21 protein-coding genes and 1 riboswitch are annotated in these 25,104 nt (G+C 67.3%); of the genes, 8 read left to right on the top strand and 13 right to left on the bottom strand.

Translation table 11 applies throughout. The features are described from left to right. Positions 1-51 precede the first annotated feature (51 nt). The 4 genes from EHF44_RS18020 to EHF44_RS18005 all read left to right on the top strand — a co-directional run bounded on the left by EHF44_RS18020 (position 52) and on the right by EHF44_RS18005 (position 3,996). Positions 52-1,002, top strand: a complete 951-nt coding sequence (locus EHF44_RS18020; RefSeq protein WP_124685166.1) for a TRAP transporter substrate-binding protein — start codon at positions 52-54, stop codon at positions 1,000-1,002. Between the two features lie 28 nt (positions 1,003-1,030). Beyond that, a complete protein-coding gene (locus EHF44_RS18015; RefSeq protein WP_124684918.1) occupies positions 1,031-1,603 on the top strand; it encodes a TRAP transporter small permease in 573 nt (190 codons plus the stop codon). Beyond that, the gene (locus EHF44_RS18010; RefSeq protein WP_124684917.1) at positions 1,594-2,877 is read left to right on the top strand and encodes a TRAP transporter large permease; all 1,284 of its coding nucleotides are present in this window, start codon (positions 1,594-1,596) and stop codon (positions 2,875-2,877) included. Before EHF44_RS18015 ends, EHF44_RS18010 begins: the two co-directional genes overlap by 10 nt. Before the next feature lie 288 nt (positions 2,878-3,165). Continuing rightward, the gene (locus EHF44_RS18005; RefSeq protein ID WP_367613702.1) at positions 3,166-3,996 is read left to right on the top strand and encodes an aldose 1-epimerase; all 831 of its coding nucleotides are present in this window, start codon (positions 3,166-3,168) and stop codon (positions 3,994-3,996) included. A 69-nt stretch (positions 3,997-4,065) separates the two neighbouring features. On the opposite strand, the gene EHF44_RS18000 is transcribed toward EHF44_RS18005, so the two are convergent. After that, a complete protein-coding gene (locus tag EHF44_RS18000) occupies positions 4,066-5,079 on the bottom strand; it encodes a class 1 fructose-bisphosphatase (RefSeq protein ID WP_124684915.1) in 1,014 nt (337 codons plus the stop codon). A 122-nt stretch (positions 5,080-5,201) separates the two neighbouring features. Continuing rightward, complete coding sequence (gene pepN, locus EHF44_RS17995; protein WP_124684914.1) at positions 5,202-7,895, bottom strand: aminopeptidase N; 2,694 nt, start codon at positions 7,893-7,895, stop codon at positions 5,202-5,204. 203 nt (positions 7,896-8,098) lie between these two features. Between pepN and EHF44_RS17990 the strand changes: the two genes are divergently transcribed. Continuing rightward, complete coding sequence (locus tag EHF44_RS17990) at positions 8,099-8,740, top strand: DUF4136 domain-containing protein (protein WP_253699924.1); 642 nt, start codon at positions 8,099-8,101, stop codon at positions 8,738-8,740. 244 nt (positions 8,741-8,984) lie between these two features. Beyond that, a complete protein-coding gene (locus EHF44_RS17985) occupies positions 8,985-11,306 on the top strand; it encodes an NADP-dependent malic enzyme (protein WP_124684913.1) in 2,322 nt (773 codons plus the stop codon). Between the two features lie 180 nt (positions 11,307-11,486). Here the strand turns inward: EHF44_RS17985 and EHF44_RS17980 are convergent, their stop codons facing one another. The 6 genes from EHF44_RS17980 to EHF44_RS17955 form a co-directional block, all read right to left on the bottom strand. Continuing rightward, complete coding sequence (locus EHF44_RS17980; protein WP_019448091.1) at positions 11,487-11,732, bottom strand: hypothetical protein; 246 nt, start codon at positions 11,730-11,732, stop codon at positions 11,487-11,489. Positions 11,733-11,972: 240 nt separating this feature from the next. Next, complete coding sequence (locus EHF44_RS17975; protein WP_124684912.1) at positions 11,973-13,049, bottom strand: porin; 1,077 nt, start codon at positions 13,047-13,049, stop codon at positions 11,973-11,975. 206 nt (positions 13,050-13,255) lie between these two features. After that, positions 13,256-13,777 (bottom strand): 2-oxo-4-hydroxy-4-carboxy-5-ureidoimidazoline decarboxylase, encoded by a 522-nt coding sequence (uraD, locus tag EHF44_RS17970; RefSeq protein ID WP_124684911.1) that lies wholly within the window; start codon positions 13,775-13,777, stop codon positions 13,256-13,258. Continuing rightward, positions 13,774-14,718 carry an allantoinase PuuE gene (gene puuE, locus EHF44_RS17965; protein ID WP_124684910.1) on the bottom strand — a complete coding sequence of 315 codons (945 nt, stop codon included), beginning with the start codon at positions 14,716-14,718 and terminating at the stop codon, positions 13,774-13,776. Before puuE ends, uraD begins: the two co-directional genes overlap by 4 nt. A 192-nt stretch (positions 14,719-14,910) precedes the next feature. Continuing rightward, positions 14,911-16,317, bottom strand: a complete 1,407-nt coding sequence (locus EHF44_RS17960; protein WP_124684909.1) for a nucleobase:cation symporter-2 family protein — start codon at positions 16,315-16,317, stop codon at positions 14,911-14,913. 210 nt (positions 16,318-16,527) lie between these two features. Beyond that, positions 16,528-17,268, bottom strand: coding sequence for a GntR family transcriptional regulator (locus tag EHF44_RS17955; RefSeq protein ID WP_124684908.1), 741 nt, complete (start codon positions 17,266-17,268; stop codon positions 16,528-16,530). Between the two features lie 345 nt (positions 17,269-17,613). Here EHF44_RS17955 and uraH point away from each other — a divergent pair, with 345 nt between their 5' ends. Together uraH and EHF44_RS17945 are read left to right on the top strand one after the other, a co-directional pair. After that, the gene (gene uraH / locus EHF44_RS17950) at positions 17,614-17,967 is read left to right on the top strand and encodes a hydroxyisourate hydrolase (protein WP_124684907.1); all 354 of its coding nucleotides are present in this window, start codon (positions 17,614-17,616) and stop codon (positions 17,965-17,967) included. Positions 17,968-17,998: 31 nt separating this feature from the next. Beyond that, the gene (locus EHF44_RS17945; protein ID WP_124684906.1) at positions 17,999-19,201 is read left to right on the top strand and encodes a urate hydroxylase PuuD; all 1,203 of its coding nucleotides are present in this window, start codon (positions 17,999-18,001) and stop codon (positions 19,199-19,201) included. A 104-nt stretch (positions 19,202-19,305) separates the two neighbouring features. Here the strand turns inward: EHF44_RS17945 and EHF44_RS17940 are convergent, their stop codons facing one another. The 5 genes from EHF44_RS17940 to xdhC all read right to left on the bottom strand — a co-directional run bounded on the left by EHF44_RS17940 (position 19,306) and on the right by xdhC (position 25,088). Further along, positions 19,306-19,881, bottom strand: coding sequence for a TMEM165/GDT1 family protein (locus tag EHF44_RS17940; protein WP_124684905.1), 576 nt, complete (start codon positions 19,879-19,881; stop codon positions 19,306-19,308). A gap of 56 nt (positions 19,882-19,937) precedes the next feature. Then, positions 19,938-20,112: riboswitch (yybP-ykoY riboswitch) on the bottom strand. Positions 20,113-20,187: 75 nt separating this feature from the next. Further along, positions 20,188-21,372 carry a fatty acid desaturase gene (locus tag EHF44_RS17935; protein ID WP_124684904.1) on the bottom strand — a complete coding sequence of 395 codons (1,185 nt, stop codon included), beginning with the start codon at positions 21,370-21,372 and terminating at the stop codon, positions 20,188-20,190. 184 nt (positions 21,373-21,556) lie between these two features. Then, positions 21,557-22,888, bottom strand: a complete 1,332-nt coding sequence (gene guaD / locus EHF44_RS17930; protein WP_124684903.1) for a guanine deaminase — start codon at positions 22,886-22,888, stop codon at positions 21,557-21,559. A gap of 86 nt (positions 22,889-22,974) precedes the next feature. Continuing rightward, positions 22,975-24,039: an adenosine deaminase gene (locus EHF44_RS17925; protein WP_124684902.1), complete on the bottom strand. Its 1,065-nt coding sequence runs from the start codon at positions 24,037-24,039 to the stop codon at positions 22,975-22,977. Between the two features lie 44 nt (positions 24,040-24,083). Further along, entirely contained in the window at positions 24,084-25,088 is a 1,005-nt protein-coding gene (gene xdhC / locus EHF44_RS17920) for a xanthine dehydrogenase accessory protein XdhC (protein ID WP_124684901.1), read from the bottom strand. Positions 25,089-25,104: the final 16 nt, after the last annotated feature.

Here is a 25,104-nt window from a genome sequence, read left to right as displayed (position 1 = left end):
GCAATACACATGTTCCAACACCGCTCCCCGCGTACCCGCCTGGGTACCCTGATGGCCGCGCTGCTCGCCGCCGTGGCGCTGCCCACGGCCGTGCACGCCGTGGAATTCCGCTCGGCCGACATCCATCCCGACGACTACCCGACCGTCCAGGCCGTGCGCCACCTGGGCGACCTGCTCAAGCAGCGCTCCAACGGCAAGATGTCGGTCAAGGTGTTCGCGCAGGGCTCGCTGGGCAGCGAGAAGGACGCCATCGAGCAGACCAAGATCGGCGCGCTGTCGATGGTGCGCGTGAACTCGGCCGCGATGAACAACATTTGCGAGGCGACCATCGTCCCGACGATGCCGTTCCTGTTCCGCTCCACCGAGCACATGCGGCACGTGCTGGACGGCCCGGTGGGCGACGACATCCTGAAGTCGTGCGAGAAAAACGGCTTCATCGGCCTGGCCTGGTACGACAGCGGCTCGCGCTCGATGTACACCACCAAGCGCCCGATCAAGTCGCTGGCCGACGCCAAGGGCATGAAGATCCGCGTGCAGCAGTCGGACCTCTGGGTGTCGCTGCTGGAAGCCATGCACGCCAACGCCACGCCGATGCCCTGGGGCGAGGTCTACACCGCGCTGAAGACCGGCCTGGTCGACGGCGCCGAGAACAACTGGCCCAGCTACGAGAGCTCGCGCCAGTTCGAGGTGGCCAAGTACTACTCGCTGACCGAGCACTCGATGGCCCCGGAAATGCTGCTGTTCTCGAAGGTCGCGTGGGACCGCCTGTCGAAGGAAGACCAGGCGATGGTGCGCCAGGCCGCCAAGGATTCGGTGCCGTACATGCGCAAGCTGTGGGATGAGCGCGAGCAGAAGTCGCGCAAGCTGGTGGAGGCGTCGGGCGTGCAGATCATCCAGGTGGACAAGGCGTCGTTCCAGGCCGCGATGAAGCCCGTGTACGACCGCTTCATTACCAGCGCGCAGATGAAGGACCTCGTGCGCCGCGCGCAAGAGACGAAGTAACCGACGTACCCGCAGCAGGGAATCCATCATGCTTTCGCCATCCCCCACGCCGGCCGCGCCGGCGGAGGGCGCGCATGGCCCCGCCGACCCGGCGGTGGCCGCGCACGCCCATCCCTATACCCGCTTCTGTGCCGCGCTGGCCCGGGCCTGCCTGGGCCTGGGCGTCTTCGGCCTGGTGCTGCTCGTGATCGCGGTGCTCTACCAGGTCTTCGGGCGCTACGTGCTCAACGACACGCCCACCTGGGCCGAGTCCATCGCGATGCTGCTGGTGCTGTACGTGACCATGCTGGGCACGGCGGTGGGCGTGCGCGACGCGGGCCACATCGGCCTGGAGTCGCTGCTGGTGCTGCTGTCCGAGCGCCTGCGCATCAAGCTTGAGCTGCTGATCCACACGCTGGTCGGCACGTTTGGCGCGGTCATGGCCTGGAACTGCGCGATCCTGGCGATGTCCGTGGCCGACTACAAGCTGCCCACGCTGGGCATTTCCGAAGGGTGGCGCTACCTGCCGCCGGTCATCGCCGGCGTGCTGATCGTGCTGTTCTCGATCGAACACATCATTGCAGTGCTGAAAGGCACGGAAGTGGAGCCGGCATGGCACTGATCATCCTCACCGTCTGCTTCTTCGGCTTCCTGATCCTCGGAGTGCCGGTCGCGTTCGCCATCGGGCTGTCGGCCGTGGCCACGATCCTCTACGAGGGCCTGCCGCTGGCCGTGGTGTTCCAGCAGATGACGTCGGGCATGAACGCGTTCTCGTTCCTGGCCATCCCGTTCTTCATCTTCGCGGGCGAACTGATGCTGTACGGCGGCATCGCGGACCGCATCGTCAACTTTGCCAAGTCGATGGCCGGCCATGTGCGCGGCGGGCTGGGCATGTCCAACGTGGTGGCGTGCACGCTGTTCGGCGGCGTGTCGGGGTCGCCCGTGGCGGATGTGTCGGCAATGGGCGCGGTGATGATCCCGATGATGAAGCGCGAGGGCTACCACGCCGACTACGCGGTCAACGTGACCACCCACGCGGCCCTGGTGGGCGCGCTGATGCCGACCAGCCACAACATGATCATCTACACGCTGGCGGCGGGCGGCAAGGTGTCCATCGCCGCGCTGATCCTGGCGGGCGTGCTGCCGGCGCTGATCCTGACGATCTGCAACCTGGCCGCCGCGTACTTCGTGGCGCGCAGCCGCGGCTACCCGTCGGGCACGTTCCCGGGCTGGCAGATCGTGGGCCACTCGCTGGCCGCCGCGCTCCCGGGGCTGTTCGTGGTGGTGCTGATCCTGGCCGGCATCCTGTCGGGCGTGTTCACGGCCACCGAATCGGCCGCCGTGGCCGTGCTGTACGCGCTGACGCTGACCGTGTTCCTGTACCGCTCGCTGACCCGCGAGCAGTTCATCAAGGCCGCGGCCAAGGCGGTCAAGACGACCGGCGTGGTGCTGCTGCTGATCGGCATCTCGGCGACGTTCGGCTACATGATCAGCCTCTATGGCGTGGCCGAGCTGACCGGGCAGTTCCTGAGCTCGGTGTCCACCAGCCCGTGGGTGATCTTCCTGATGGTGAACGTGATGCTGTTCATCCTCGGCACCTTCCTGGACATGGCCGCCACGATCCTGATCTGCACGCCGATCTTCCTGCCGATCTGCATGCACTACGGCATGAGCCCGGTCCAGTTCGGCATGCTGATGCTGATCAACTGCGCGCTGGGCCTGAACACCCCGCCCGTGGGCACCACCCAGTTCGTCGGCTGCGCCATCGGCGGCGTCTCGGTGGGGCAGGTCATGCGCACGATCTGGCCGTTCTACGGCGCGCTGCTGGCGGCGCTGCTGCTGGTGACGTACGTGCCGGCGTTCTCGCTGTGGCTGCCGGAGACGTTGCTGAAGTAGGAACGTACGCGTTCCCATTGTTGTCTCCCCTCTCCCGCTTGCGGGAGAGGGGCGGGGGAGAGGGCCAGCGGATCAGATCGCGACATGTCGTGGATGGAACCGCCACGCCCTCTCCCCCAACCCCTCTCCCGGAGGGAGAGGGGAGCAACCCGTCGACGTTCGATCCGATATTGGGTAAGCCGCGCCGCGATTCACCACACGACCATGCCCAACCTCGTTCCAGGCCCCACCCACACCCTCACCGCCGCCCCCCACACCCTCACCATCGCCCCGTCCCTCGGCGGCCGCATGGCCACCCTGCGTACGGCCCGGGCCGATGGCACGGTGATCGACTGGCTGGCGCCGCTCGATGCCACGCAGGGGTTCGACGCGCATCAGTGGCCCAAGGCGGGCAGCTATCCGCTGCTGCCGTTCTCGAACCGGATCCGCGAGGGGCGCTTTCGCTGGCAGGGGCGCGACATCGTGGTGCCGGCCCATCCGGGGCAGGCCCATGCGATGCACGGCCTTGGCCACGCGCGGCCGTGGACCGTGGCTGAAGCCGGCGCCGACCAGCTCGTCATGACGCTGGCCCATGCCGGGCGCGATGGTGGCTGGCCGTGGGCGCTCACGGCGTGGCAGACGCTGCGGCTGTCGGCCACGGGGCTCGACGCCGAGCTGGCCATCCGCAACGATGGCGACACCGACATGCCCGTGGGCGGCGGCTTCCATCCGTTCCTGGCGCGCGTGCCGGGGCTGCGCGTGCAGTTCGATGCCGCGTACGTCTGGCCGGCCGATGCGGGCGGCGTGGCCACGGGGCGCACGGCCGTGGCCGATGGCGAGCGCTTTCTGCGCGAGCGCGACCTGCCCGAGGGCGATTTCAGCCGTTACTACGGCGGCTGGAAGCGTACGGCGACGGTCAAGCGGCCGGACGGCGCCACGCTGACGATCCGCGCCGGCGAGGGGCTGGACCACCTGGTGCTGCACGCGCCGGCCGGCTGCGCGTTCTTCTGCCTGGAGCCGGTGTCGCACGTGGCCGATGCCGTCAACCTGGCGGCGCGCGGCTGGGAAGGCACGGGGTTGCGCACGCTGGCGCCGGGTGACACCGCGCGCTGGCGGATGCAGTGGCTGCTGGCCGCCTGACGGGCCTGAGCCGCCAATGAAAACAGGGCGCCGAAGCGCCCTGTGTCGTGCTGCCGGGATGGCCGCCAGTCAGCCCTTGTCGGCCTCGCGGTGGTAGCGCGTCACGCGGTCCACCTCGTTCTTCGAGCCCAGGATCACCGATACGCGCTGGTGCAGCTTGGTCGGCGTCACGTCCAGGATGCGCTCCTGGCCATTGGTGGCCGCGCCGCCGGCCTGCTCGACCAGGAACGCCATCGGGTTGGCTTCGTACATCAGGCGCAGCTTGCCCGGCTTCTCGGGCTCGCGCTTGTCCCACGGGTACATGAAGATGCCGCCGCGCGTGAGGATGCGGTGCACGTCCGCCACCATCGACGCAATCCAGCGCATGTTGAAGTTCTTGCCGCGCGGGCCGTCTTCGCCCGCCAGGCATTCGTCGATGTACTGGCGCACCGGCGGGGCCCAGTGGCGCATGTTGGACATGTTGATCGCGAATTCCTTGGTGTCCTCCGGGATCTTCACGTCCGACTGCGTCAGCACGAAGCTGCCGGCCTCGCGGTCCAGCGTGAACATGTGCACGCCATTGCCCACGGTCAGCACCAGCGTGGTCTGCGGGCCGTACACCGCGTAGCCGGCGGCCACCTGGTGCGTGCCGGGCTGCAGGAAATCGCTCTCGGTCACGGTTTCGCCCGGCTTGTGCATGTGCAGCACCGAGAAGATCGTGCCGATCGACACGTTAACGTCGATGTTCGACGAGCCGTCCAGCGGATCGAACAGCAGCAGGTACTCGCCCTTCGGGTAGCGGTTCGGGATCTCGTAGAACGAGTCCATTTCCTCGGACGCCATGGCCGCCAGGTGGCCGCCCCATTCGTTGGCGTCCAGCAGCACCTCGTTGGCGATCACGTCGAGCTTCTGCTGGGTCTCGCCCTGGACGTTGCCGGTGCCGGCCGACCCCAGCACGCCCGCGAGGGCGCCCTTGCTGACGGCGTTGGAAATGGCCTTGCAGGCGCGGGCAACCACCTCGATCAGCAGCCGTAGCTCGGGCTGGATCGTGTTGTGCTTGCGCTGCTCCTCGACCAGATAGCGGGTGAGGCTGATGCGTGTCATGGTGGGTTCTCCTTGGATGGCCGCCATTCTACAGGGCCAGCGCTGCGGACAGGCCGTTTTGGCCTGCCGCGCGCCTTAATCGGCCCATGTCCTGGTGCGGCGGCGCACCGAAGGGGGAACGGTCAGCTCGCCAGCGCCTTGCCGACGATCTCGCGCACGTCGCGTGACAGCGTGGGCGCGGCCGCCACCTGCTCCAGCGCCGCGCGCATGCGGTCGCGCAGCGGGATCTCGTACTTCTGCCAGCGGTCCATCACCCGGGCCAGCCGCGCGGCCACCTGCGGGTTGATCGCGTCCAGCGCCAGCACCTGCTCGGCCCAGAACGCGTAGCCGGAGCCGTCCTCGGCATGGAACTGGGCCGGGTTGCCCGAGCAGAAGCTGAAGATCAGCGAGCGGGCGCGGTTCGGGTTGCGCAGGTTGAACGCCGGGTGCGCCATCAGCGCGCGCACGGTGTCGATGGTGCGCTTGCCGGCGTGCGGGCCCACGTCGCCACGCTGCATGCCCTGGAGCGAGAACCACTTGTCGATCACCAGCGCGTCGCCCTCGAAGCGGCTGTAGAAGTCCGCCAGCGCGTGCTCGCGGCCCGGCGCGAAGCTGTTGACCAGCGCCGACAGCGCCGCGAAGCGGTCCGTCATGTTGTCGCTCTGCTGGTAGTGCTGGTCGGCCAGCGCCTGCATGTCGGCGTCGCCGGTGTCGGCCAGGTAGCCCAGCGCCAGGTTGCGCAGCGCGCGCCTGGCCATGGATTCGGCGTCGGGGCTGTAGGTGCCAGGCGTGGCGTTGGCGTGATAGGCGGCCAGCCATTCGGCCTTGAGCGCGCGGGCCAGGCCCTCGCGCAGGAACAGCCGGGCGCGGTGGATGGCGGCCGGGTCGGCCACGCCCATGCGCTCGGCCAGGTACGCCTCGGCCGGCAGCATCAGCGCCTGTTCGCGGAAGGCCGGATTCAGCGTGCCATCGGTCAGCACGGTGCGGAAGGCGGCCACCAGCCCGGTGTCGAGCTTCAGTTCGCGCCGGGCCTGGACGTCGGCCACCAGTTGCAGCAGCGCGCGCGTGGCCAGCCGCTGGCCGGCTTCCCAGCGGTTGAAGGCGTCGCTGTCGTGGGCCAGCAGGAACGTCAGCTCGGCATCGCTGTATTCGTAGTCGACGATGACCGGCGCCGAGAAATTGCGCAGCAGCGACGGCAGCGGCGCGCGGCCGCCCTTGGGCAGGCCGACGAAGCGGAAGGTCTGCTCGGCCTGCGTGAGATCGAGCACGCGCGTGGTGCCGGCCGGCTGCGGCTCGCCGTCGAGCTGCAGCGGCAGGTCGTTGCCCTCGGCGTCGATCAGGCCCAGCGCGAACGGGATGTGGAACGGCTGCTTGTCCGGGCTGCCGGCGCGGGTCTCGATGCCGACCTTCGGGCAGCGCTGCGTCAGCGTCAGCGTGAGCGCGCCGGCGGCGGCATCCCACTGGGTCCGGGCCATCACCACCGGCGTGCCGGCCTGGCTGTACCACAGGCCGAACTGCTTCAGGTCGCGGCCGTTGGCGTCGGCCATGGCCGCGCGGAAGTCGTCGCAGGTCACGGCCTGGCCGTCGTGGCGCTGGAAGTACAGGTCCATGCCCTTGCGGAAGCCGTCGCGGCCCAGCAGGGTCTGGTACATCCGCACCACCTCGGCGCCTTTCTCGTAGACCGTGACCGTGTAGAAGTTGTTGATTTCCTCGTAGCTGTCCGGGCGCACCGGGTGGGCCATCGGGCCGGCGTCCTCGGGAAACTGCACCTGGCGCAGCACGCGGACGTCCTCGATGCGCTTGACGGCGCGGCCCGATTCGGACCCCATCATGTCGGCCGAGAACTCCTGGTCGCGGAAGACGGTCAGGCCCTCCTTGAGCGACAACTGGAACCAGTCGCGGCAGGTCACGCGGTTGCCGGTCCAGTTGTGGAAGTACTCGTGCGCCACGACCGACTCGATATTGGCAAAGTCGACGTCGGTGGCCGTCTGCGCGTTGGCCAGCACGTACTTGGTATTGAAGATGTTGAGGCCCTTGTTCTCCATCGCGCCCATGTTGAAGTCGCCCACGGCGACGATCATGAAGCGGTCCAGGTCCAGCTCCAGCCCGAAGCGACGCTCGTCCCAGCGGATCGAGTGGATCAGCGAATCCATCGCGTGGCGGGTCTTGTCCAGGTCCTGCGGCTCCACCCAGACCTGCAGCAGCTTTTCCTTGCCCGAGGCCGAGACGATCGTCTCCTCGATCCGCTCCAGCTTGCCCGCCACCAGCGCGAACAGGTACGACGGCTTGCGGAACGGGTCTTCCCACACCGCCTCGTGGCGGCCGTCGGGCAAGTCGCGCTGCGACAGCAGGTTGCCGTTGGACAGCAGCACCGGGTAAGCCGCGCGGTCGGCGCGCAGCGTCACGCGGTAGGTGGTCATCACGTCCGGGCGATCCAGGAAGTACGTGATGCGACGAAAGCCCTCGGCCTCGCACTGGGTGAAGAAGTTGCCGTTGGAGACGTACAGGCCGGACAGCGTGGTATTGGCCGACGGGTCGATGGCGACGGTGATCTCCAGCGTGCCCTGCGCGGGCAGGCCGGTCAGCGTCAGCGTGCCGGCGTCGGCGCGGTAGGCCGTGAACGGCTGCCCGTCGAGCCGCACGCCCAGCAGTTCCAGCGCCTCGCCCGCCAGTGTCAGCGGCGCGTCGGCGGCGCCGGTGCGCTGCAGCTTCAGCGTGCTGGTGACGATGGTGCGCTGCGGATCGAGGTCGAGCACGAGGTCGACGTGGTCGATGGCAAACGCGGGCGGAGTATAGTCCTTGCGATAGACGGTAACGGGCGTGTCGGTACGCAGCATGGGGAGATCCTGTCGTCGGGTGACCGGGGGCGGCGGGCCGTGGCGGCCGGAGCCGGGCCCTGAAGCCCCCATTGTAGCCAAGGGGCCTGCGGCCTGCGTCGGGCCGGCAGCGGCCCAGGGAATTTGGCGCGTCCGTCCCTGTCTCAGGAAACGTGACCGGACCAATAAGAAGAGGTATCGCGATGTGGCAAGCCGTGGCAAGCATGGGAAGACGGGGCGGGATGGGGTTGCTGGTGGCGCTGGGCGCCTTGTGGCTGTCGGGCTGCGCCAGCACCGTCACCACCGAGGTGACGGCGTTCCGCGATGCCGGCTGGAACAACGACCCGCCGCATACCTACGCCTTCGAGCGCACCCCGCAGCAGGAAGGCCAGCTCGATCGGCAGACCTACGAAGCGTGGCTGGCGCAGACGCTGGGCGGCATCGGCTTCGAACAGGTGCCGGCCCGGCAGGCGCGCTACCTGGTGACGATGGACTATGACGCCGCGCCCGGCTTTGTCCGCGTGGCCGAGACGGTCTATCCCGACCCGTGGTACGGCCCGTGGGGTCCCTACTGGGGCCCGTATGGCTACTACCGTCCATGGGGCCCTTACGGTTGGGGGCCTGGCTACTGGCCGCCGCAGACCGTGGTGCGCGACGTGCCGGTGACATTCTCGAACCTGCGCGTGTTCTTCAAGGACGCCGCCAGCGGCAAGCGCGTGTACCAGGTGACGGCCCGCAACACCACCGAGGGCGGCAACCTGACCGCCGTGATGCCATACATGATCCGCAGCGCGTTTGCCGGCTTTCCGGGGGACAGCGGCCGCCCGCGGCGCGTGACGCTGGAGGTCGAGAAGGAGGCGAAATAAGCCGGCAGGCAAGGCAGTCGGCGCGGGCGCGCCGCAGCATTCGGCCCGCATGCATTCGTCGACATTCGTCCACCGGTTTGGTCCACCGGTGAGACGTACCTGAACCCTGCCGTGCGGTAAAAGGTGTTTTTCAACGCCGCACGGCAAAAACACGCGCCGGACCGCTGCAAAGCCCCGCCAGCGCGGAATGGCTGGGCTAGAATGGCTGCTCGATTTTTTTGGCCTTCTCTTCCGGACAAGCAGAATGAGCAGCAAGACCAGCGGTGATGCACCGCAACACGCCCCCAACAGCCCCGAAGCGCAACTGCGCCTGGCCGCGCTGGAATACCACCGCAGCCCGACCAAGGGGAAGATCCAGGTAACGGCCACGAAGGCGCTGTCCAACCAGCGCGACCTGTCGCTGGCCTATTCGCCGGGCGTGGCGTATGCCTGCGAGGAAATCCACAAGGACCCGTCGATGGCCGCCGAGTACACCTCGCGCGGCAACCTCGTGGCGGTCATCACCAACGGTACCGCCGTGCTGGGCCTGGGCGACATCGGCCCGCTGGCCGGCAAGCCGGTGATGGAAGGCAAGGGCTGCCTGTTCAAGAAGTTTGCCGGCATCGACGTGTTCGACATCGAGCTGGATGCCCGCGACCCGGACAAGATCGTCGAGATCGTGGCCGCGCTGGAGCCCACGCTGGGTGGCGTGAACCTGGAGGACATCAAGGCGCCCGAGTGCTTCTACATCGAGAAGCAACTGCGCGAGCGCATGAACATTCCGGTCTTCCACGATGACCAGCACGGCACGGCGATCATCTCGGCCGCCGCGCTGCTGAACGGCCTGAAGGTCGTGGGCAAGGAAATCGGCAAGGTCAAGCTGGCCGTCTCGGGCGCCGGCGCCGCCGCCATTGCCTGCCTGGACACCATGGTCAGCCTGGGCGTGAAGCGCGAGAACGTCTACGTGGTCGATTCGAAGGGCGTGATCTTCCAGGGCCGCGACGCCAATATGGAAGCCAACAAGGCCCGCTACGCGCAGGACACGTCGGACCGCACGCTGGCCGATATCGTCAAGGGCGCCGACGTATTCCTGGGCTGCTCCACGGCAGGCGTGCTGACCGGCGACATGGTGAAGACCATGGCCGACCGGCCGATCATCCTGGCGCTGGCCAACCCGGAGCCGGAAATCCGCCCGGAAGTGGCCAAGGCCGCGCGCCCGGACTGCATCATCGCCACCGGCCGTTCGGACTATCCGAACCAGGTGAACAACGTGCTGTGCTTCCCGTACATCTTCCGTGGCGCGCTCGATTGCGGCGCGACGAAGATCACCGAGGAAATGAAGCTGGCATGCGTGAAGGCCATCGCCGAGCTGGCCGAGGCCGAGCTGAACGATGCCGTGGCCGCCGCCTACGGTGGCCGCGAGCTGAAGTTCGGGCCCGACTACATCATCCCGACGCCGTTCGACCAGCGCCTGATCGAGAAGATCGCGCCGGCCGTGGCCAAGGCCGCCGAGGAGTCCGGCGTGGCCACGCGTCCGATCAAGGACCTGGAAGCCTACCGCCAGCAACTGTCGAGCTACGTCTACCACACCGGCCTGATCATGAAGCCGGTGTTCTCGGCCGCCAAGGCCGCGCCCAAGCGCGTGGCCTATGCCGAGGGCGAGGAAGAGCGCGTGCTGCGCGCCGTGCAGGGCGTGGTGGACGAGGGCCTGGCGCGTCCGATCCTGATCGGCCGCCCGCACGTGATCCAGATGCGCATCGAGAAGGCCGGCCTGCGCCTGCGTCCCGGTGTCGACTTCGAGCTGATCAATCCGGAAGACGATCCGCGCTACCGCGCCTATCACGAGGAATACCACGCGCTGCGCGGCCGCGACGGCGTGACGCCGGACATGGCCAAGGTGGCGCTGCGCCGCTCGAACACGCTGATCGGCACGATGCTGATGCACATGGGCGATGCCGACGCGCTGCTGTGCGGCACCGTGGGCCGCTTCGAGGCCCATCTGGAGCACGTGCGCGACGTGATCGGCCTGGCGCCGGACGCCAAGGTGTTCGCCGCCATGAACGCGCTGATGCTGGAAAAGCACACGCTGTTCATCACCGACACGTTCGTGAACGACGACCCGAGCGCCGAGGAACTGGCCGCCATCGCGCAGCTTGCCGCCAAGGAGATTGCGCGCTTCGGCCTGCATCCGAAGCTGGCGATGATGTCGCACTCGATGTTCGGCTCGTCGACGCGTCCGTCGGCGCGCAAGATGCGCGAGGCAGCGGCCATCCTGGCGCGCGTGGCGCCGGAGCTGGAAGTGGAAGGCGAGATGCAGGGCGACGCCGCGCTGGACGAGGACGTGCGCCGCCACTTCCTGCCCAACACCAAGCTCGTGGGCAGCGCCAACCTGCTGGTCATGCCGACGCTGGACGCGGCCAACATCGCGTTCAACCTGCTCAAGATGACGGGCGGCCAGGGCGTGACCGTGGGCCCGATCCTGCTGGGCGCGGCCAAGCCGGTGCACATCCTGAATCCGCAGGCCACCACGCGCCGCATCGTCAACATGACGGCCGTGGCCGTGGCCGAGGCGGGCGCGATCCGCTAAGGCCGCGCCGGGTCTGATCTGCACGGCGTGCAGGTCTGATGGTCGCAAAAGGAAACCGGGCCGCGAGGGGCAATCCTCGCGGCCCGGTTTTTTTGTCGGTGCGCTGGCACGTCTGCCGGGGTGTCAGCGCGTCGGCGGGTCAGTACGCACGGGTCGTGCGCCCTAGCCGGTGCATTGCCGCTATTGCAGCACGTTGTACTGCTCCCGCATCACCACGATGATCGAGCGGGCCGCGGCCATCTGCTGTGCCAGATCGTCGAAGGTGTCCTGGCGAAAATCGACCTCAGCGCTCCAGTTGCAACCGGTATGGTCGGGCTGGTGCACGCGCATGGCGTGCAGCTCCACCTCGCCGCATTCCGGGTTGTTGTCCAGGCACTGGCTCAGGATGGCCATCAGTTCCGATCGGGATTTCACATAGCGCCGCATGCGTCACCTCACTCGTCCTGGTTTACGTGGTCCGGCACACAGTCCGGAAGACCAATCTAGGTAGAAGAGGGGGCGGTCGCCAATTGAATCGGCCTATGAAGCGGGGGCTTCCGATCCTGCTGCAGTCGCGCGAATTTGCGCTGCGGCGCAGCATTGTGGCGGATCGGGCCGGGTTGCGCGCAAGAAAAAGCCTGCCGCGCGGGCAGGCTTTTGTGACGGCGCCGAGACTGGCGGCAGGCGTCAGAACTTGTGGCGCACGCCCACGCCGAAGCTGTCGCCGTGTTCCACGCCCGTGACCTTGTCGTAGAAGTAGGCCGCGTAGACGTCGGTGCGCTTCGACAGGTTGTAGTCGTAGGCCACCGCGAACGTGTTGCGCTTGATGCTGGTGACTTCGTTCAGCACGCGGCCGAATGTGTACGACGCCAGCACGTTGCCCGCGCCCACCGGCACCGAGACGCCGGCCTGGCCGTCGATGTGCTTGATGTCGCCGGTGGCGCTGGTCGTGAAGTCCGTCTTGATGTACTGGCCCTGCAGGAAGGCCTTCACGAACTTGAAGTCGTACGACAGGCCAGCCTGCACGGCCGACTGCTTGTCCAGGTTGGCCAGGGCCGGGTTCTGCGGGTCGAACGGCGCCACGTCGAACTTGACCTGCTGGAACGCCACGGTGGCAGCCAGGTTGCCCGAGAAGTAGGTCATGTTGCCGCCCCACTTGTTCTTGCTGTTGCTGCCCGCCGCCTCGCCCGCGCCGTAGATCAGGTTGGCGGTCAGGCCCCCGAACGTGGGCGTGGAGTAGACGATCGAGTTGTTCCAGCCCGAATCGCCGATGATGCCCGGATCGTAGAGGCCCGTACCCGGCGTGCCGAAGTACGTGTGGAAGATCATCGGGCTGAAGACGTACGAGTCGATCAGCGGGTTGAACAGGATCGTCGAGACAAAGTACGGCGTGGTGTTGCGGCCCAGCTTCAGCGCGCCGTAGCGGTCGTTCTGCAGGCCGACGTAGGCGTTGCGGCTGAACAGCGAGTCGCCGTTGAAGCGGCCCGAGCTGCCCGAATCGGTACGGAAGAAGCCGTTCAGGTCGAAGATGGCCTTGGTGCCCATGCCCAGGTCCTCGGTACCCTTGATGCCCCAGTACGACGTCTGCATGCCGCCCGAGTTGGCCACGTAGGCGCGCTCGCCCGTGCCCGGGCTCTTGATGCCGCCGACGAACATGTCGGCCTGGCCGTACAGCGTGACGCTGGACTGGGCCAGGGCCGCGCCGGAGAAGAGGGTGGCCGCGATTGCCGCCAGCTTGATGGCCGGCTTGTACTGCTTTGTCATGTAAGACCTCCGTGGTTGTGATGCTGCTCAGAACGTTTTCGTTGTGTGCCGGAACCCTTGACTGGGCTTCTTCTGCTTTGTCCCTTGGCCGCGCACGGAAGTCTGACGGTGCAGTGGGGACCGGCGCGGCCGGGACTTTGTTGGACGGCGACGCGGGTCGCCGAACGTTCCTGAATTTCTCTCTCTTGACTGCCGTGGATTTTTTTTCAGGCGGATACTAAGTCGTTCAGGCGGAACTGCGCAATGCGGTGGATCTGGTTGATGCAAGTTTGCAACTCGACCGGGGGCTCGTTGTCGAGGCGCCTTGCAAAAGCGTCGATGATCCCGTGGCGGTCGTAGCCGCGCACGGCCAGGATGAACGGGAAGCCGAACTTGCGGTTGTAGGCCGCGTTCAGGTCCTGCAGGCGCTGGAATTCCTCCGGCGTGCACTGGTCCAGCCCGGCGCCGGCCTGCTCCCGCGTCGATTCGGCCGTCAGCTCGCCGCGCACGGCCGCCTTGCCCGCCAGCTCCGGGTGGGCGCGCACCAGCTTGAGCTGGGCGTCCTGGCCCGCTGCATCCACCGCGGCGCGCAGCGCGCCGGCCAGTTCCGCCGTGTTGGCGAACGGACGCTGCCGCGCCGCGGCGTCGGCGAACCAGGGCGAATGTTCGTAGATACCGCCCAGCACCTTGACGAACTCGGGCTCGGGCATCGCGTTCAGCTGGGTAATCGTGTAGCGCGTCTGGCTCATGCCTGGCTCCGGTACGGGTGGGTGTCGATCCAGTGGCGGGCGATGTCCACGCGCCGCGTGATCCAGACCTTGTCGTGCGACTGGACGTAGTCCAGGAACCGCTGCAGCGCGCGGAACCGGCCCGGCCGGCCCAGCAGGCGGCAGTGCATGCCGATCGACAGCATCTTGGGCTGGTCCAGCCCGCTGGGGTCGCCCTCGGCGTACAGCACGTCGAACGCATCCTTCAGGTACTGGAAGAACTGCTCGCCCGTGTTGAAGCCCTGCGGCGTGGCAAAGCGCATGTCGTTGGAGTCCAGCGTGTAGGGCACCACCAGGTGGGGCTTCTTCTCGCCGCCGGCGACTTCCACCTCGGTCCAGAAGGGCAGGTCGTCGCCGTAGTAGTCCGAGTCGTACAGCAGGCCGCCGTGCTCCACCACCAGCCGGCGCGTGTTGGGGCTGTCGCGGCCGGTGTACCAGCCCAGCGGCATCTCGCCGGTCAGGTCCTTGATGATCTGCATGCCGATGCGCATGTGCTCGCGCTCGGTGGCCTCGTCGATGCCCTGGTAGTGGATCCAGCGCCAGCCGTGGCAGGCGATCTCGTGGCCCAGCTCGACGAAGGCGCGCGTCAGTTCCGGATGGCGCTGCAGTGCCATCGACACGCCGAAGATCGTCAGCGGCAGCTTGCGCTGCTCGAACTCGCGCAGGATGCGCCAGACGCCCGCGCGCGACCCGTATTCGTAGATGCCTTCCATGCTCATGTGCCGGGCGGGGTAGGCCGCGGCACCGACGATCTCGGACAGGAACTGCTCGGACGCGGCGTCGCCGTGCAGCACGCAGTTCTCGCCGCCTTCCTCGTAATTGAGCACGAACTGCAGCGCGATACGCGCGCCGCCCGGCCAGCGGGCGTGCGGCGGGCGGGCGCCGTAGCCGATGAGATCGCGTGGATAGTTATCGTGTGTCATCTGTTGTGTCTGCTTCAGGAGAGAAATCTGCAGCCTGCAGGGGTCGGTCCCGGAGCGCGCTGCATGACGCAAAGCGCGTGCCAGAGGCCGCCCGGTGCAGGCGGCAACGTACGCGGCAGGCGGAGCGGAACGCAGCGGATTGTCCGCGCCCGATTGTCGCGTGCGATTGTCAGGGGTCAATGGTCGGCGGGGTTACTCCGTGCCATGGCTGTTCGCGGCGGCGTTGCGCATGGCTTCCTCGGCCGACTGCATGCCGTTGAAGAACAGGTTCAGCACCACGGCCACGATGGTGCCCAGCACGATGCCGCTGTGCGTGAACGGGTCGGTCCACTTGGGCAGGTACTGGAACAGCGTGGGCGCCAGCGTGGGGATCATGCCGAAGCCGATGGAGATCGCCACGATGAACAGGTTGTGGCGGTTGCGGTTGAAATCGCAGCTGCCCAGGATGCGGATGCCGGTGGCCGCGACCATGCCGAACATCACGATGCCGGCGCCGCCCAGCACGAACTGCGGCACCGACGCCACCACGTGGGCCATCTTCGGGAACAGGCCGAACGCGATCAGGATCAGGCCGCCGGCGGCCGCCACGTAGCGCGAGCGCACGCCGGTCACGGTGACCAGCCCCACGTTCTGCGAGAACGACGTGTACGGGAACGTGTTGAACACGCCGCCGATGACCGTGCCCAGGCCGTCGGCGCGCAGGCCGGCGGTCAGGTCCTTCGGGCTCAGCCGGCGGCCGGTGATGTCGGACAGCGCCAGGAACATGCCGGTGGACTCGACCAGCGTGATCAGCATCACGATGCACATCGACAGGATCGCGGTGAGCTGGAACGTCGGCATGCCGAAGTGCAGCGGCGTGATGACGGCCACGAAGCTGGCTTCGTGCAGGCCCTCGAACGACACCTTGCCGAACGCCATTGCCACGAACGTGCCGATGATGATGCCCAGCAGCACCGCGCAGTTGGCCACCAGGCCGCGCCCGTAGCGCGTCAGCAGCAGGATCACCAGCAGCGTCAGGCCGGCGATGGCCAGGTTGCCCAGGTCGCCGTAGGCCAGGTTCGGCACGTCCTTGACCACGCCGTCGATGACCGCCCGCGTGGTGGGCTGGCCGCCGCCGGCCCAGTTGATGCCCACGCGCATCAGCGACACCCCGATCAGCGTGATCACGGTGCCGGTCACCACGGGCGGGAACAGCCCCAGCATGCGCCCCATCATCGGCGCGATCAGGATGCCGAAGAGCCCGGACGCGATCACCGCGCCATAGATGCCCAGCAGGCCCACGTTGGGGTCGGTGCCGATGGCGATCATCGGCGCCACCGACGCGAACGTCACGCCCATCATCACGGGCATGCGGATGCCGAACTTCCAGAAGCCGATGGCCTGGATCAGCGTGGCCAGGCCGGCCGCGAACAGGTCGGCATTGATCAGGAACGCGAGCTGGTCCTTCGGCAGCTTGAGCGCCCCGCCGACGATGAGCGGAACGGCAACGGTACCGGCATACATCACCAGCACGTGCTGCAGGCCCAGCGCCAGCAACCGCCCGGAGGGCAGCCGCTCGTTTGTCTGGTCCGTGGGGACCGTGGTGCTTGCGGAATTCATGGGTGTGTCTCCTCTCCGATTGGTTTCGATGGGAACGCGCGCCGGGTTTTGCCCGTGACCGCTTTTGTCGATGCCTCTTGTGACGGGCGATTGTTGGCGGTTCTTGTCCGGCTGCCTGCCGCGCCTCTGGCGGGCGTGGATGCGGTGGGCAGCGGGTGGGCCTGCATCGGCAACAGGGGTGTGCTGTTGCCCGGCGGCGGGAACACCGTGCTAGGTGGAGCGGCCCAGCACGCTGCGAAGATCGAAGTTGCCGGGCTCGTCCGGCTGCACGCGGTCCGCGCAGGCGCCAAGGTGGTGCGCCATGCGCGACTGCGCCAGGGCGGCGTCGCCCTGTTCCAGTGCGTCAAGAATGTCGTCGTGCTCGTCGAACGAGCACGCGTTGTGGCCGGGGGCCTCCACGCTGGCGATCATCAGCGTGGTGCGCGACACCAGCCGCCGCATCATCGTCACCAGCAGCGCGTTGCCGGACAGGTCGGCCAGCGCGGTATGGAATTCGGCGGACAGGCGGATCCAGGTAGGCCGCTCGTGCGTGAGAAACGCCTGGCGCTCGTCGGCCACCATCTTGCGCAGCGGCGCGATCACCGCGCGCACGTTCGGCATGGCGGCCAGTTTTTCCAGCACGGCGCGCTCCAGCATCTGGCGCAGCTCGAACATGTCGTGCGCCTCGTCGGTCGACGGGCTGGCGATGAAGGCGCCGCGGTTGGGCTCCAGGTCGACCATGCCGTCGGCGGCCAGCCGGGACAGCACCTTGCGCACGGTGTGTCGCGCGGTGGCATAGATCTCGCACAGCGAATGCTCGGTGAGCTTGGTGCGCGGCGGCAGGCGGTGCTCCATGATCGCGTCGTAGATCTCGTGATACATGCGCTCTTCCACCGACCCCTTGCGGGCGGGCTTGTTGTCTAGGGACGCGGGCAGCGCGTCGGCGGCGATCAGCTTGAGATTCTTGGACATCCTGGACACTCGCAATGCAGGGGAGGCGATGGTCAGCGATCGTAGCGAGCCGTTCACAGACCAACATCAAGCGTTTTGATATCGATCATTTGGCTGCGCCGATCTAAAAATTGTTGACAATTATTTGGATATGCAAGCACCATTGTCAACAAAACCGACCCAGGTTTTCGACAACTACGGGTAATTACCGAGTTGTCTAACGGATGGGGCAGGCGCATTGTCGCCTCGCACCAATCCAGCGCCGGGATGCGTTGAAACACGTACCGAGCGGGCACCATTTCCCACAAATGGTGCTAGTGAAGGCAGCGGCGCCCCTCACAACCCACATTCCAAAGGAAGAACAGGATGGGACGCTTGACCACTCACGTTCTCGACACTGCCGCCGGGACGCCCGGTGCCGGCATGTCGGTTACCCTGCATAAAATTGTCGACAATCGTCGCGAGACCCTGAAGTCGATCCGGACCAACCACGATGGCCGTGCCGACCAGCCGCTGCTGGAAGGCGCCGACCTGCAACCGGGCGTCTACGAACTCGACTTCGGTGCCGGTGACTACTTCCGTGCCCAGGGCGTCAAGCTGCCCGAACCGGCCTTCCTCGACGTGGTGACGCTGCGCTTCGGCATTGCCGACACGGCCGCGCACTACCACGTGCCGCTGCTGGTGTCGCCGTGGTCGTACTCGACCTACCGCGGCAGCTGAGACAAGGCGGACGGGAACAAGGAGACAAGTCATGGAAGGCTACATTCTCGACTGGGCCAATCTGCTCTTGCGCTGGCTGCACGTCATCACGGCGATTGCCTGGATCGGCTCGTCGTTCTACTTCGTCTGGCTCGACAACAGCCTGACGCGCCCCACGGACGCCGGGCTCAAGGACAAGGGCGTCGATGGCGAACTCTGGGCCGTGCACGGCGGCGGGTTCTACAACCCCCAGAAGTACCTGACCGCGCCGAAGTCGCTGCCCGAGAACCTGCACTGGTTCTACTGGGAGTCGTACTCCACGTGGATGAGCGGCTTCGCGCTGCTGGTGGTGCTGTACCTGTTCAACGCCAGCACCTTCCTGATCGACAAGAACGTCTACGACATGTCGCCCGGCGCGGCCGTGGGCTTCGCGGTGTCGTACCTGATCGTGGGCTGGGTGGTCTATGACGCCATCTGCCGGATCTTCGGCAAGAGCGACCGGACGGTGGGCATCCTGGTGGCGATCTACGTGGGCGTGGCCGCCTACGTGGCGTGCCATATCTTCTCGGGCCGCGCGGCGTTCCTGCTGACCGGCGCGATGATCGCCACGATCATGAGCGCGAACGTGCTGTTCTGGATCATCCCGGGGCAGCGCAAGGTGGTGGCGGCGCTGAAGGCCGGCCAGCCTGTGGACCCGATCCACGGCAAGCGCGGCAAGCAGCGCAGCGTGCACAATACGTACTTCACGCTGCCGGTGCTGTTCGCGATGCTGTCGAACCACTACAGCATGACCTACGCGGCCAAGAACAACTGGGTGGTGCTGATCCTGGTCATGCTGGCCGGCGTGCTGATCCGCCAGTTCTTCATCCTCAAGCACAAGGGCAAGATCAACATCGCGTGGCCGGCCGCCGGCGTGGCGTGCCTGGGGCTGGTGGCGTTCCTGATCGCGCCGCAGCCGCGCCCGCAGGTGGCGCAGGGCGAAGGCGCCGCCAACGCGGTGAGCTTCGTCAAGGTGCAGGAGATCATGAACTCGCGCTGCGTGCAGTGCCATGCCGCGCAGCCGAAGATGATGCCGACGGCCGCCAAGGGCATCAAGCTCGATACCGTGGACGACATCAAGTCGCACGCCCAGCTCATCTACCAGCAGGCCGTGCAGCAGAAGGCGATGCCGCTGGGCAACGTCACGCAGATCACGGACGACGAACGCGCGCTGCTGGGCCAGTGGTTCGAGGGCGGCGCCAAGACGACCAACTGATTACGACCGGGCATCGGTGATCGACGGTCCGGAGGCTGCGCAGTCGGCAGCCGGCTGTACCGGACCGGCGAGGGTTTGAACGGGGCTTCGGCCCCGTTTTTTTATCAGCGTCCGACGTTGAACAGCGCCAGCAGTCCCAGCACCAGGAAGATCGCGGCGGCGATCTTGTGGACCAGGGCGATCGGCATCCGGTTCGCGAACTTCTCGCCCAGCATCACGGCCGGTGCATTGGCCAGCATCATGCCGAACGTCGTGCCTGCCACCACCGCCAGCACCTCGCCATGGAAGCGGGCCGCCAGCGCCACGGTGGCGATCTGCGTCTTGTCGCCCATCTCGGCAAAGAAGAAGGCCACGATCGTAGTGCCCAGGATGCCCAGCGCGCCCTTGACCGGCTTGGCTTCCTCGGCCTCGTCGAGCTTGTCGGGAATCAGCATCCACGCGGCCATCGCAATAAAGCCAAGACCGAGGATCCATCGCAGCAGGTTGGCGCCCAGGACCTGGGTGATCCAGCCACCAAGGGCGCCGGCAAAGCCGTGGTTGACCAGCGTGGCGATCAGGATGCCGAGGATGATGGGAAGGGGTTTGCGATACCGCGCGGCCAGCACGAGGGACAGCAACTGCGTCTTGTCGCCCATTTCGGCGAGCGCGACGATACCTGTGGAGACGAGGAATGATTCCATTGTTATTGGTGTAAAACCGGGCCGCCTGCGCATCTTGCGAGATGCCAATGACACACACCTTTCCCGGCCCGGCCAGAAAGGTATGGTCATCGGTCTCGCCAGGCGCTGGACACAAGGTCCAAGGCTGCGCACGCCATAACCGCTTCGCGGTCAAGTCTGTTGACGTACGCCCCTGTCCTCCGGGTGCCGCATTGCGCGGCGCGGTGGGATCAGGGCGGCTACTCCCCAATGGAGCCCGCATTGTAGCCAGACCGTCGGCGAATGTCCAACGATCTGGCGGAACTACGATCGAATTGAGAAGGGTTCTCAGGCAGGTACGGGGGCGTTCTCGCTGGTCTGGCGACCGCGGAAATCGGTCCAGCACAGGGCCTTGAAGTCGTAGAGCTTGCAGTGCCGCGCGGTACGGAAGTACCAGCGCCACGAGAACTTCTCGATGATGATCCGCCCCGGCAGCGCGTGCTCCAGCAGGGCCTGCGCGCGCTTCAGCCGGTACAGCGGCACGCTCATGTCCACGTGGTGCGCCGTGTGTTCCATGATGTGGTGCAGCGCCGCGCCGATGCCCATGCCGAAGCGCAGGTGCACGGTCGTCGAGACGAACGGCTGGGCCTTGGCCCACATCGCCTTGGTGTCGTACCACGCCACGCTGGTATGGGTGTGGTGGACGTAGAGCACGAAGCCGACCGTCGTGTTCCAGACCAGGAACGGCAGCACGAAGCCGGTGCCGACCATCAGCAGCACCGACTGCCCCGTGGCGACGGCAAGCCATGCCAGCGCGCCGATCCACAGCGCGCCGAAGGCAGCCACCAGCGTGCAGTCCCACAGGAAGATCGCGCGGCGCGTGGCCATCTGGCGCTTGCTCGGGAAGAACAGCTTGAACCACCAGATCTCGATCAGGTAGTACAGGCCGGCGCCGAAGCCGTTGCGGTAGATGCGCTCCATTACGCGGCGGCGGCGCGGCAGCGCGCGGAATTCGTCGAGCGAGTAGGGCGCCCAGACGAAGTCAAAGCCCTTGAGGTTGGTATAGCCGTGGTGCACCACGTTGTGGCCCACTTCCCACAGGCTGTACGGCGTCAGCGACGGCAGGAAGGTCAGCCGGCCCAGCCACTTGTTCAGTCCACGGTGGTCGGTCAGGCTCTGGTGGCAGGCGTCGTGGCCGATGATGAACAGCCGCGCGATGATCAGCCCGGCCAGCACGCCGAGGCCCACCTTGGCCCACCATGCCGACAGCAGCACCACGCCGGCCAGCACCGCGAAGAACAGCGCGTAGTCGAACGCGAACAGCAGCAGCGCGCGCGACGTGCTGCGACGTCCCAGCGGGATCAGCCAGCTTCGGATGGTCTTGCGGTTGGGGAACGGGGCCTCGAACGCGATCGGCTCGGGCAGTGGCACGTCGCCGGCATGCGGGCGACGCTGGGAGGCGGTGGACGGGGCGGCGGCGGGGGGCGGCGCGCCGCCGTCCGTCGGGGAAAGGGTCTGGGATCTGGCAGTCATCAAGGCTTCAGCGAGTCGGAATGCAGGGGGCGCCCGTTTGCGTGGGCGCACGAATGCGACAGGCTATAAGGCTTGGATGACGATTGTGTTGATGCCGATCAAGACATTGGGCCTGAAAGGGGCTTCGGCGTCCCATGCGAAGCCGGAGCCGCTTGATCGGCAGGGCGGCACGCCGGCGGGGTGCTCAGGCAGCCACCGGCTGCGCGGCTTCGCCCATCACGTACACGCTGTCGATGACACGGTCGTCGCCCAGCATCGCAAACGCGAACAGTTGCTCTTCCAGCGTCTCCGAGCGGCTGCTGCGGCGCGCGATCAGCGGCGTGGCATCGGGGTCCAGCACCACAAAATCGGCCTCGCAGCCCACCTCGAAACTGCCGATGCGGTCCTGCCAGCCCAGCGCCTCGGCCGCCGCGCGCGTGGCCAGGTAGAACATGCGCAGCGCCGTCAGGTGGTAGCCGCCCATGCGCGCCACCTTGTGGGCGGCGTTCATCGTGCGGAACATCGAGAACGACGTGCCGCCGCCCACGTCGGTGGCCAGCGTCACGTTCAGGCGGTTGGCGTCGGACTGGTGGAAGTCGTAGAACCCGCTGCCCAGGAACAGGTTCGACGTGGGGCAGTGGGCCACGGCCGCGCCGCTGTCGGCCAGGCGGCGGCGGTCCTCGGGGTCCAGGTAGATCGCGTGGCCGTAGAACGCGCCCGGGCGCAGCAGGCCGTAGCGGTCGTAGACGTCCAGGTAGCTGCGGGCGTCCGGGAACAGCTCGGCCACCCATTTCACCTCGTCGCGGTTCTCGGCCACGTGCGTCTGGATGAAGACGTCGTCATGCGCGCGCGCCAGCTCGCCGCAGGCGGCAAGCTGGGCTTCGGTGGACGTGGGCGCGAAGCGCGGCGTGATGGCGTAGGCCAGCCGGTCCTTGCCGTGCCACTTCGAGATCAGGTCGGCCGATTCGCGCGCGCCGGATTCGGCCGTGTCCTGCAGGAAATCGGGACAGTTGCGGTCCATCAGCACCTTGCCGGTGATCATCCGCAGGTTGCGCGCCTGGCTGGCCGCGAACAGCGCGTCGGCCGACTGCGCGTGCACGGTGCTCCAGACCATCGCCGTGGTCGTGCCGTTGCGCAGCAGTTCGTCGGTGAAGAAGTCGGCCACGCCGCGCGCGTAGGTGGCGTCGCTGAAGCGGCGCTCCTCGGGGAACGTGTAGGTGTCCAGCCAGTGCAGCAGCCCCGGCGACGGCGACGCGATGATGTCGGTCTGCGGGTAGTGCACGTGCGTGTCGATGAAGCCCGGGACGATCAGCTTGCCGCGATGGTCGACCAGCTCGGCGCCGGCCGGCACCTCGTGCGCCAGCGTGGCGTACGGGCCCACGGCGGCCACGCGCCCGGCGGTCACGACCATCAGGCCGTCTTCCCAATACTGATAAGCGTCCTCGTGGAACTGCGGATCGCGCAGGAAATGGAGGATGCGGCCGCGGATGGCGCGGGTGACGGCACCGTTGGTGCGGGGGGCGGGGGAAGTCGTCATCGTCTTGTCTCGGGGCGGCCGGCGCCCCGCCCGTGCCTTGGCAGGCAGCGGGCGCGGCATCCGGCATTCTGGGATAGGCGTCCGCGTCAGCCCGTGGAACTCACATGGGCCGCCGCGGGCGGGGACATCGGCGGCGCCGACCAGAAATGGTCGACCTCCGCCAGGAATTCGGCCTTCTGCTTCTCCGGCAGGAAGGCCGCTTCAAAACTGTTGCGCGCCAGCTTGTGGGCGTCGGCGGCGTCCAGCGGCAGCGCGTCGAACGTGGCTTCCCAGTTGGCGTTCATGTAGCCGCCAAAGTAGGCCGGGTCGTCCGAATGCAGCGTCACGGCCACGCCGGCGTCCAGCAGTTGCTTCAGCGAGTGGTCGCGCAGGTCCGGATACACCTTGAGCTTCTGGTTCGACAGCGGGCAGACCGTCAGCGCCACGCGCTCGCGCGCCAGCCGTTCAACCAGCGCCGCGTCGTCGATGGCCCGCACGCCGTGGTCGATCCGCTCCACCTTGAGGATGTCCAGCGCATCGGTCACGTACTGCGCCGGGCCTTCCTCGCCCGCGTGGGCCACCAGGCGCAGGCCCAGCGCCTTGGCGCGGGCAAACACCCGCGCGAACTTCTCGGGCGGGTTGCCGCGCTCCGACGAATCCAGTCCCACGCCGACAAAGCGGTCGCGGTAGGGCAGCGCGGCCTCCAGCGTGGCGAACGCGTCTTCCTCGGACAGGTGGCGCAGGAAGCAGAGGATCAGGCTGCTCGAAAAATCGTACTCGGTGCGCGCCTGCGCCAGCGCGTCCGAGATGCCGTCGATCACGGTGCCGATCGGCACGCCGCGCTCGGTGTGGGTCTGCGGGTCGAAGAAGATCTCGGCATGGCGGACGTTGTCGGCCACGGCGCGCTGCACGTAGGCCATTGTCATGTCGAAGAAGTCTTCCTCGGTCAGCAGCACGCTGGCGCCGGCGTAGTAGATGTCCAGGAACGACTGCAGGTCGCTGAAGGCATAGGCGGCGCGCAGCGCCTCCACGTCGGGGTAGGCCAGGCTGACGTTGTTGCGCTGGGCCAGCCGGAAGATCAGCTCGGGTTCGAGCGTGCCTTCGATATGCACGTGCAGTTCGGCCTTGGGAGTTCGGCGGATTTTGTCCGCCAGCGCGGCATCGATGGTCATGGGGCCTCTTTTCTATGCTGACAGCCGCACGGGCGGCTGTGCTGTTACGGAAGCACCGTCTCCAGCCGCTGGGCGCGCAGCGCCGCAATGCGCTGCTCGCGCACCTGCAGTAGCTGGGCGACGATGGCAACCGCAATCATAGCCGGAGCCTTGTCTGTAATGCCCGCCACACCCATCGGGCAGGTCATTTCCGGCAGCCGCGCCGGGTCCACGCCGTGCTCCACCATCCGGTGCTCGAACCTGGCCCGCTTGGTCCGCGAACCGATCAGCCCGAAATAGGCGAAATCCGTGCGGCGGAAGATGCGCTCGCAGAGCTGCTGGTCCAGCGCGTGGCTGTGGGTCATGACGATGAAGTACGCGCCCGGCGGCGCCTGGTCGATCACGGCCTCGGGCGTGTCGGTCGGCTCAGCCTCGATGGTGTCGGGCAGCCCGGCCGGGAACAGCGTGTCGCGCTCGTCCACCCAGTGCACGTGACAGGGCAGCGTGGACAGCACTTTTACCAGCGCATGGCCAACGTGGCCCGCGCCGAACAGCACCACGTGCATGGCGTCGGGCACCAGCGTGTCGATCCACGTCCCGTCGCCCTGCAGCGCCGCCGTGGCCAACTGTGCACGGCTCGGCGCAAAGCCGACCGGGCCGGCGGGCGGCACCACGCGCTCGATCGCCCGGCCGGCCCGGAACGCGGCCTGCACGGTGTCCAGCCACGGCAGGTCGGTCTCGTCCAGTACTTCGAACGCCAGCTTGACCACGCCGCCGCAGCACTGGCCCAGCGTCGGCCCCAGCGCGATGCGCTCGATGCGACGCGGCGGGTTGCCGCGCACATGGCGGTTGGCCAGCATCGCGCGGGCGATGTCCATGCCGCGCCATTCCAGATGGCCGCCGCCGATGGTGCCGACCAGGTCGTCGGCCGTGACCAGCATGCGGATGCCGGCGTCGCGCGGCGCGGAGCCCTTGACGTCGACGATGGTGACCATCGCCACGGGCACGCCGGCGCGCACCCAGCGGGCGGCGTCGGCAAAGCGGAACGGCTTGAGCGGGGCGTCCTGCATGGTAGGTCTCCGTCGC

Origin of the sequence: Cupriavidus pauculus, from assembly GCF_003854935.1 — a bacterium.
Lineage (GTDB): Bacteria > Pseudomonadota > Gammaproteobacteria > Burkholderiales > Burkholderiaceae > Cupriavidus > Cupriavidus pauculus_C.
The sequence above is the reverse complement of the archived record's forward strand: the minus strand, read 5'-3'. Positions and strand labels throughout refer to the sequence as shown.

Coding starts and splice junctions, on each gene's coding strand:
- EHF44_RS18020 (WP_124685166.1), top strand. CDS start 52: ATGGCCGCGCTGCTCGCCGCCGTGGCGCTGCCCACGGCCGTGCACGCC.
- EHF44_RS18015 (WP_124684918.1), top strand. CDS start 1,031: ATGCTTTCGCCATCCCCCACGCCGGCCGCGCCGGCGGAGGGCGCGCAT.
- EHF44_RS18010 (WP_124684917.1), top strand. CDS start 1,594: ATGGCACTGATCATCCTCACCGTCTGCTTCTTCGGCTTCCTGATCCTC.
- EHF44_RS18005 (WP_367613702.1), top strand. CDS start 3,166: ATGGCCACCCTGCGTACGGCCCGGGCCGATGGCACGGTGATCGACTGG.
- EHF44_RS18000 (WP_124684915.1), bottom strand. CDS start 5,079: ATGACACGCATCAGCCTCACCCGCTATCTGGTCGAGGAGCAGCGCAAG.
- pepN (WP_124684914.1), bottom strand. CDS start 7,895: ATGCTGCGTACCGACACGCCCGTTACCGTCTATCGCAAGGACTATACT.
- EHF44_RS17990 (WP_253699924.1), top strand. CDS start 8,099: ATGGGAAGACGGGGCGGGATGGGGTTGCTGGTGGCGCTGGGCGCCTTG.
- EHF44_RS17985 (WP_124684913.1), top strand. CDS start 8,985: ATGAGCAGCAAGACCAGCGGTGATGCACCGCAACACGCCCCCAACAGC.
- EHF44_RS17980 (WP_019448091.1), bottom strand. CDS start 11,732: ATGCGGCGCTATGTGAAATCCCGATCGGAACTGATGGCCATCCTGAGC.
- EHF44_RS17975 (WP_124684912.1), bottom strand. CDS start 13,049: ATGACAAAGCAGTACAAGCCGGCCATCAAGCTGGCGGCAATCGCGGCC.
- uraD (WP_124684911.1), bottom strand. CDS start 13,777: ATGAGCCAGACGCGCTACACGATTACCCAGCTGAACGCGATGCCCGAG.
- puuE (WP_124684910.1), bottom strand. CDS start 14,718: ATGACACACGATAACTATCCACGCGATCTCATCGGCTACGGCGCCCGC.
- EHF44_RS17960 (WP_124684909.1), bottom strand. CDS start 16,317: ATGAATTCCGCAAGCACCACGGTCCCCACGGACCAGACAAACGAGCGG.
- EHF44_RS17955 (WP_124684908.1), bottom strand. CDS start 17,268: ATGTCCAAGAATCTCAAGCTGATCGCCGCCGACGCGCTGCCCGCGTCC.
- uraH (WP_124684907.1), top strand. CDS start 17,614: ATGGGACGCTTGACCACTCACGTTCTCGACACTGCCGCCGGGACGCCC.
- EHF44_RS17945 (WP_124684906.1), top strand. CDS start 17,999: ATGGAAGGCTACATTCTCGACTGGGCCAATCTGCTCTTGCGCTGGCTG.
- EHF44_RS17940 (WP_124684905.1), bottom strand. CDS start 19,881: ATGGAATCATTCCTCGTCTCCACAGGTATCGTCGCGCTCGCCGAAATG.
- EHF44_RS17935 (WP_124684904.1), bottom strand. CDS start 21,372: ATGACTGCCAGATCCCAGACCCTTTCCCCGACGGACGGCGGCGCGCCG.
- guaD (WP_124684903.1), bottom strand. CDS start 22,888: ATGACGACTTCCCCCGCCCCCCGCACCAACGGTGCCGTCACCCGCGCC.
- EHF44_RS17925 (WP_124684902.1), bottom strand. CDS start 24,039: ATGACCATCGATGCCGCGCTGGCGGACAAAATCCGCCGAACTCCCAAG.
- xdhC (WP_124684901.1), bottom strand. CDS start 25,088: ATGCAGGACGCCCCGCTCAAGCCGTTCCGCTTTGCCGACGCCGCCCGC.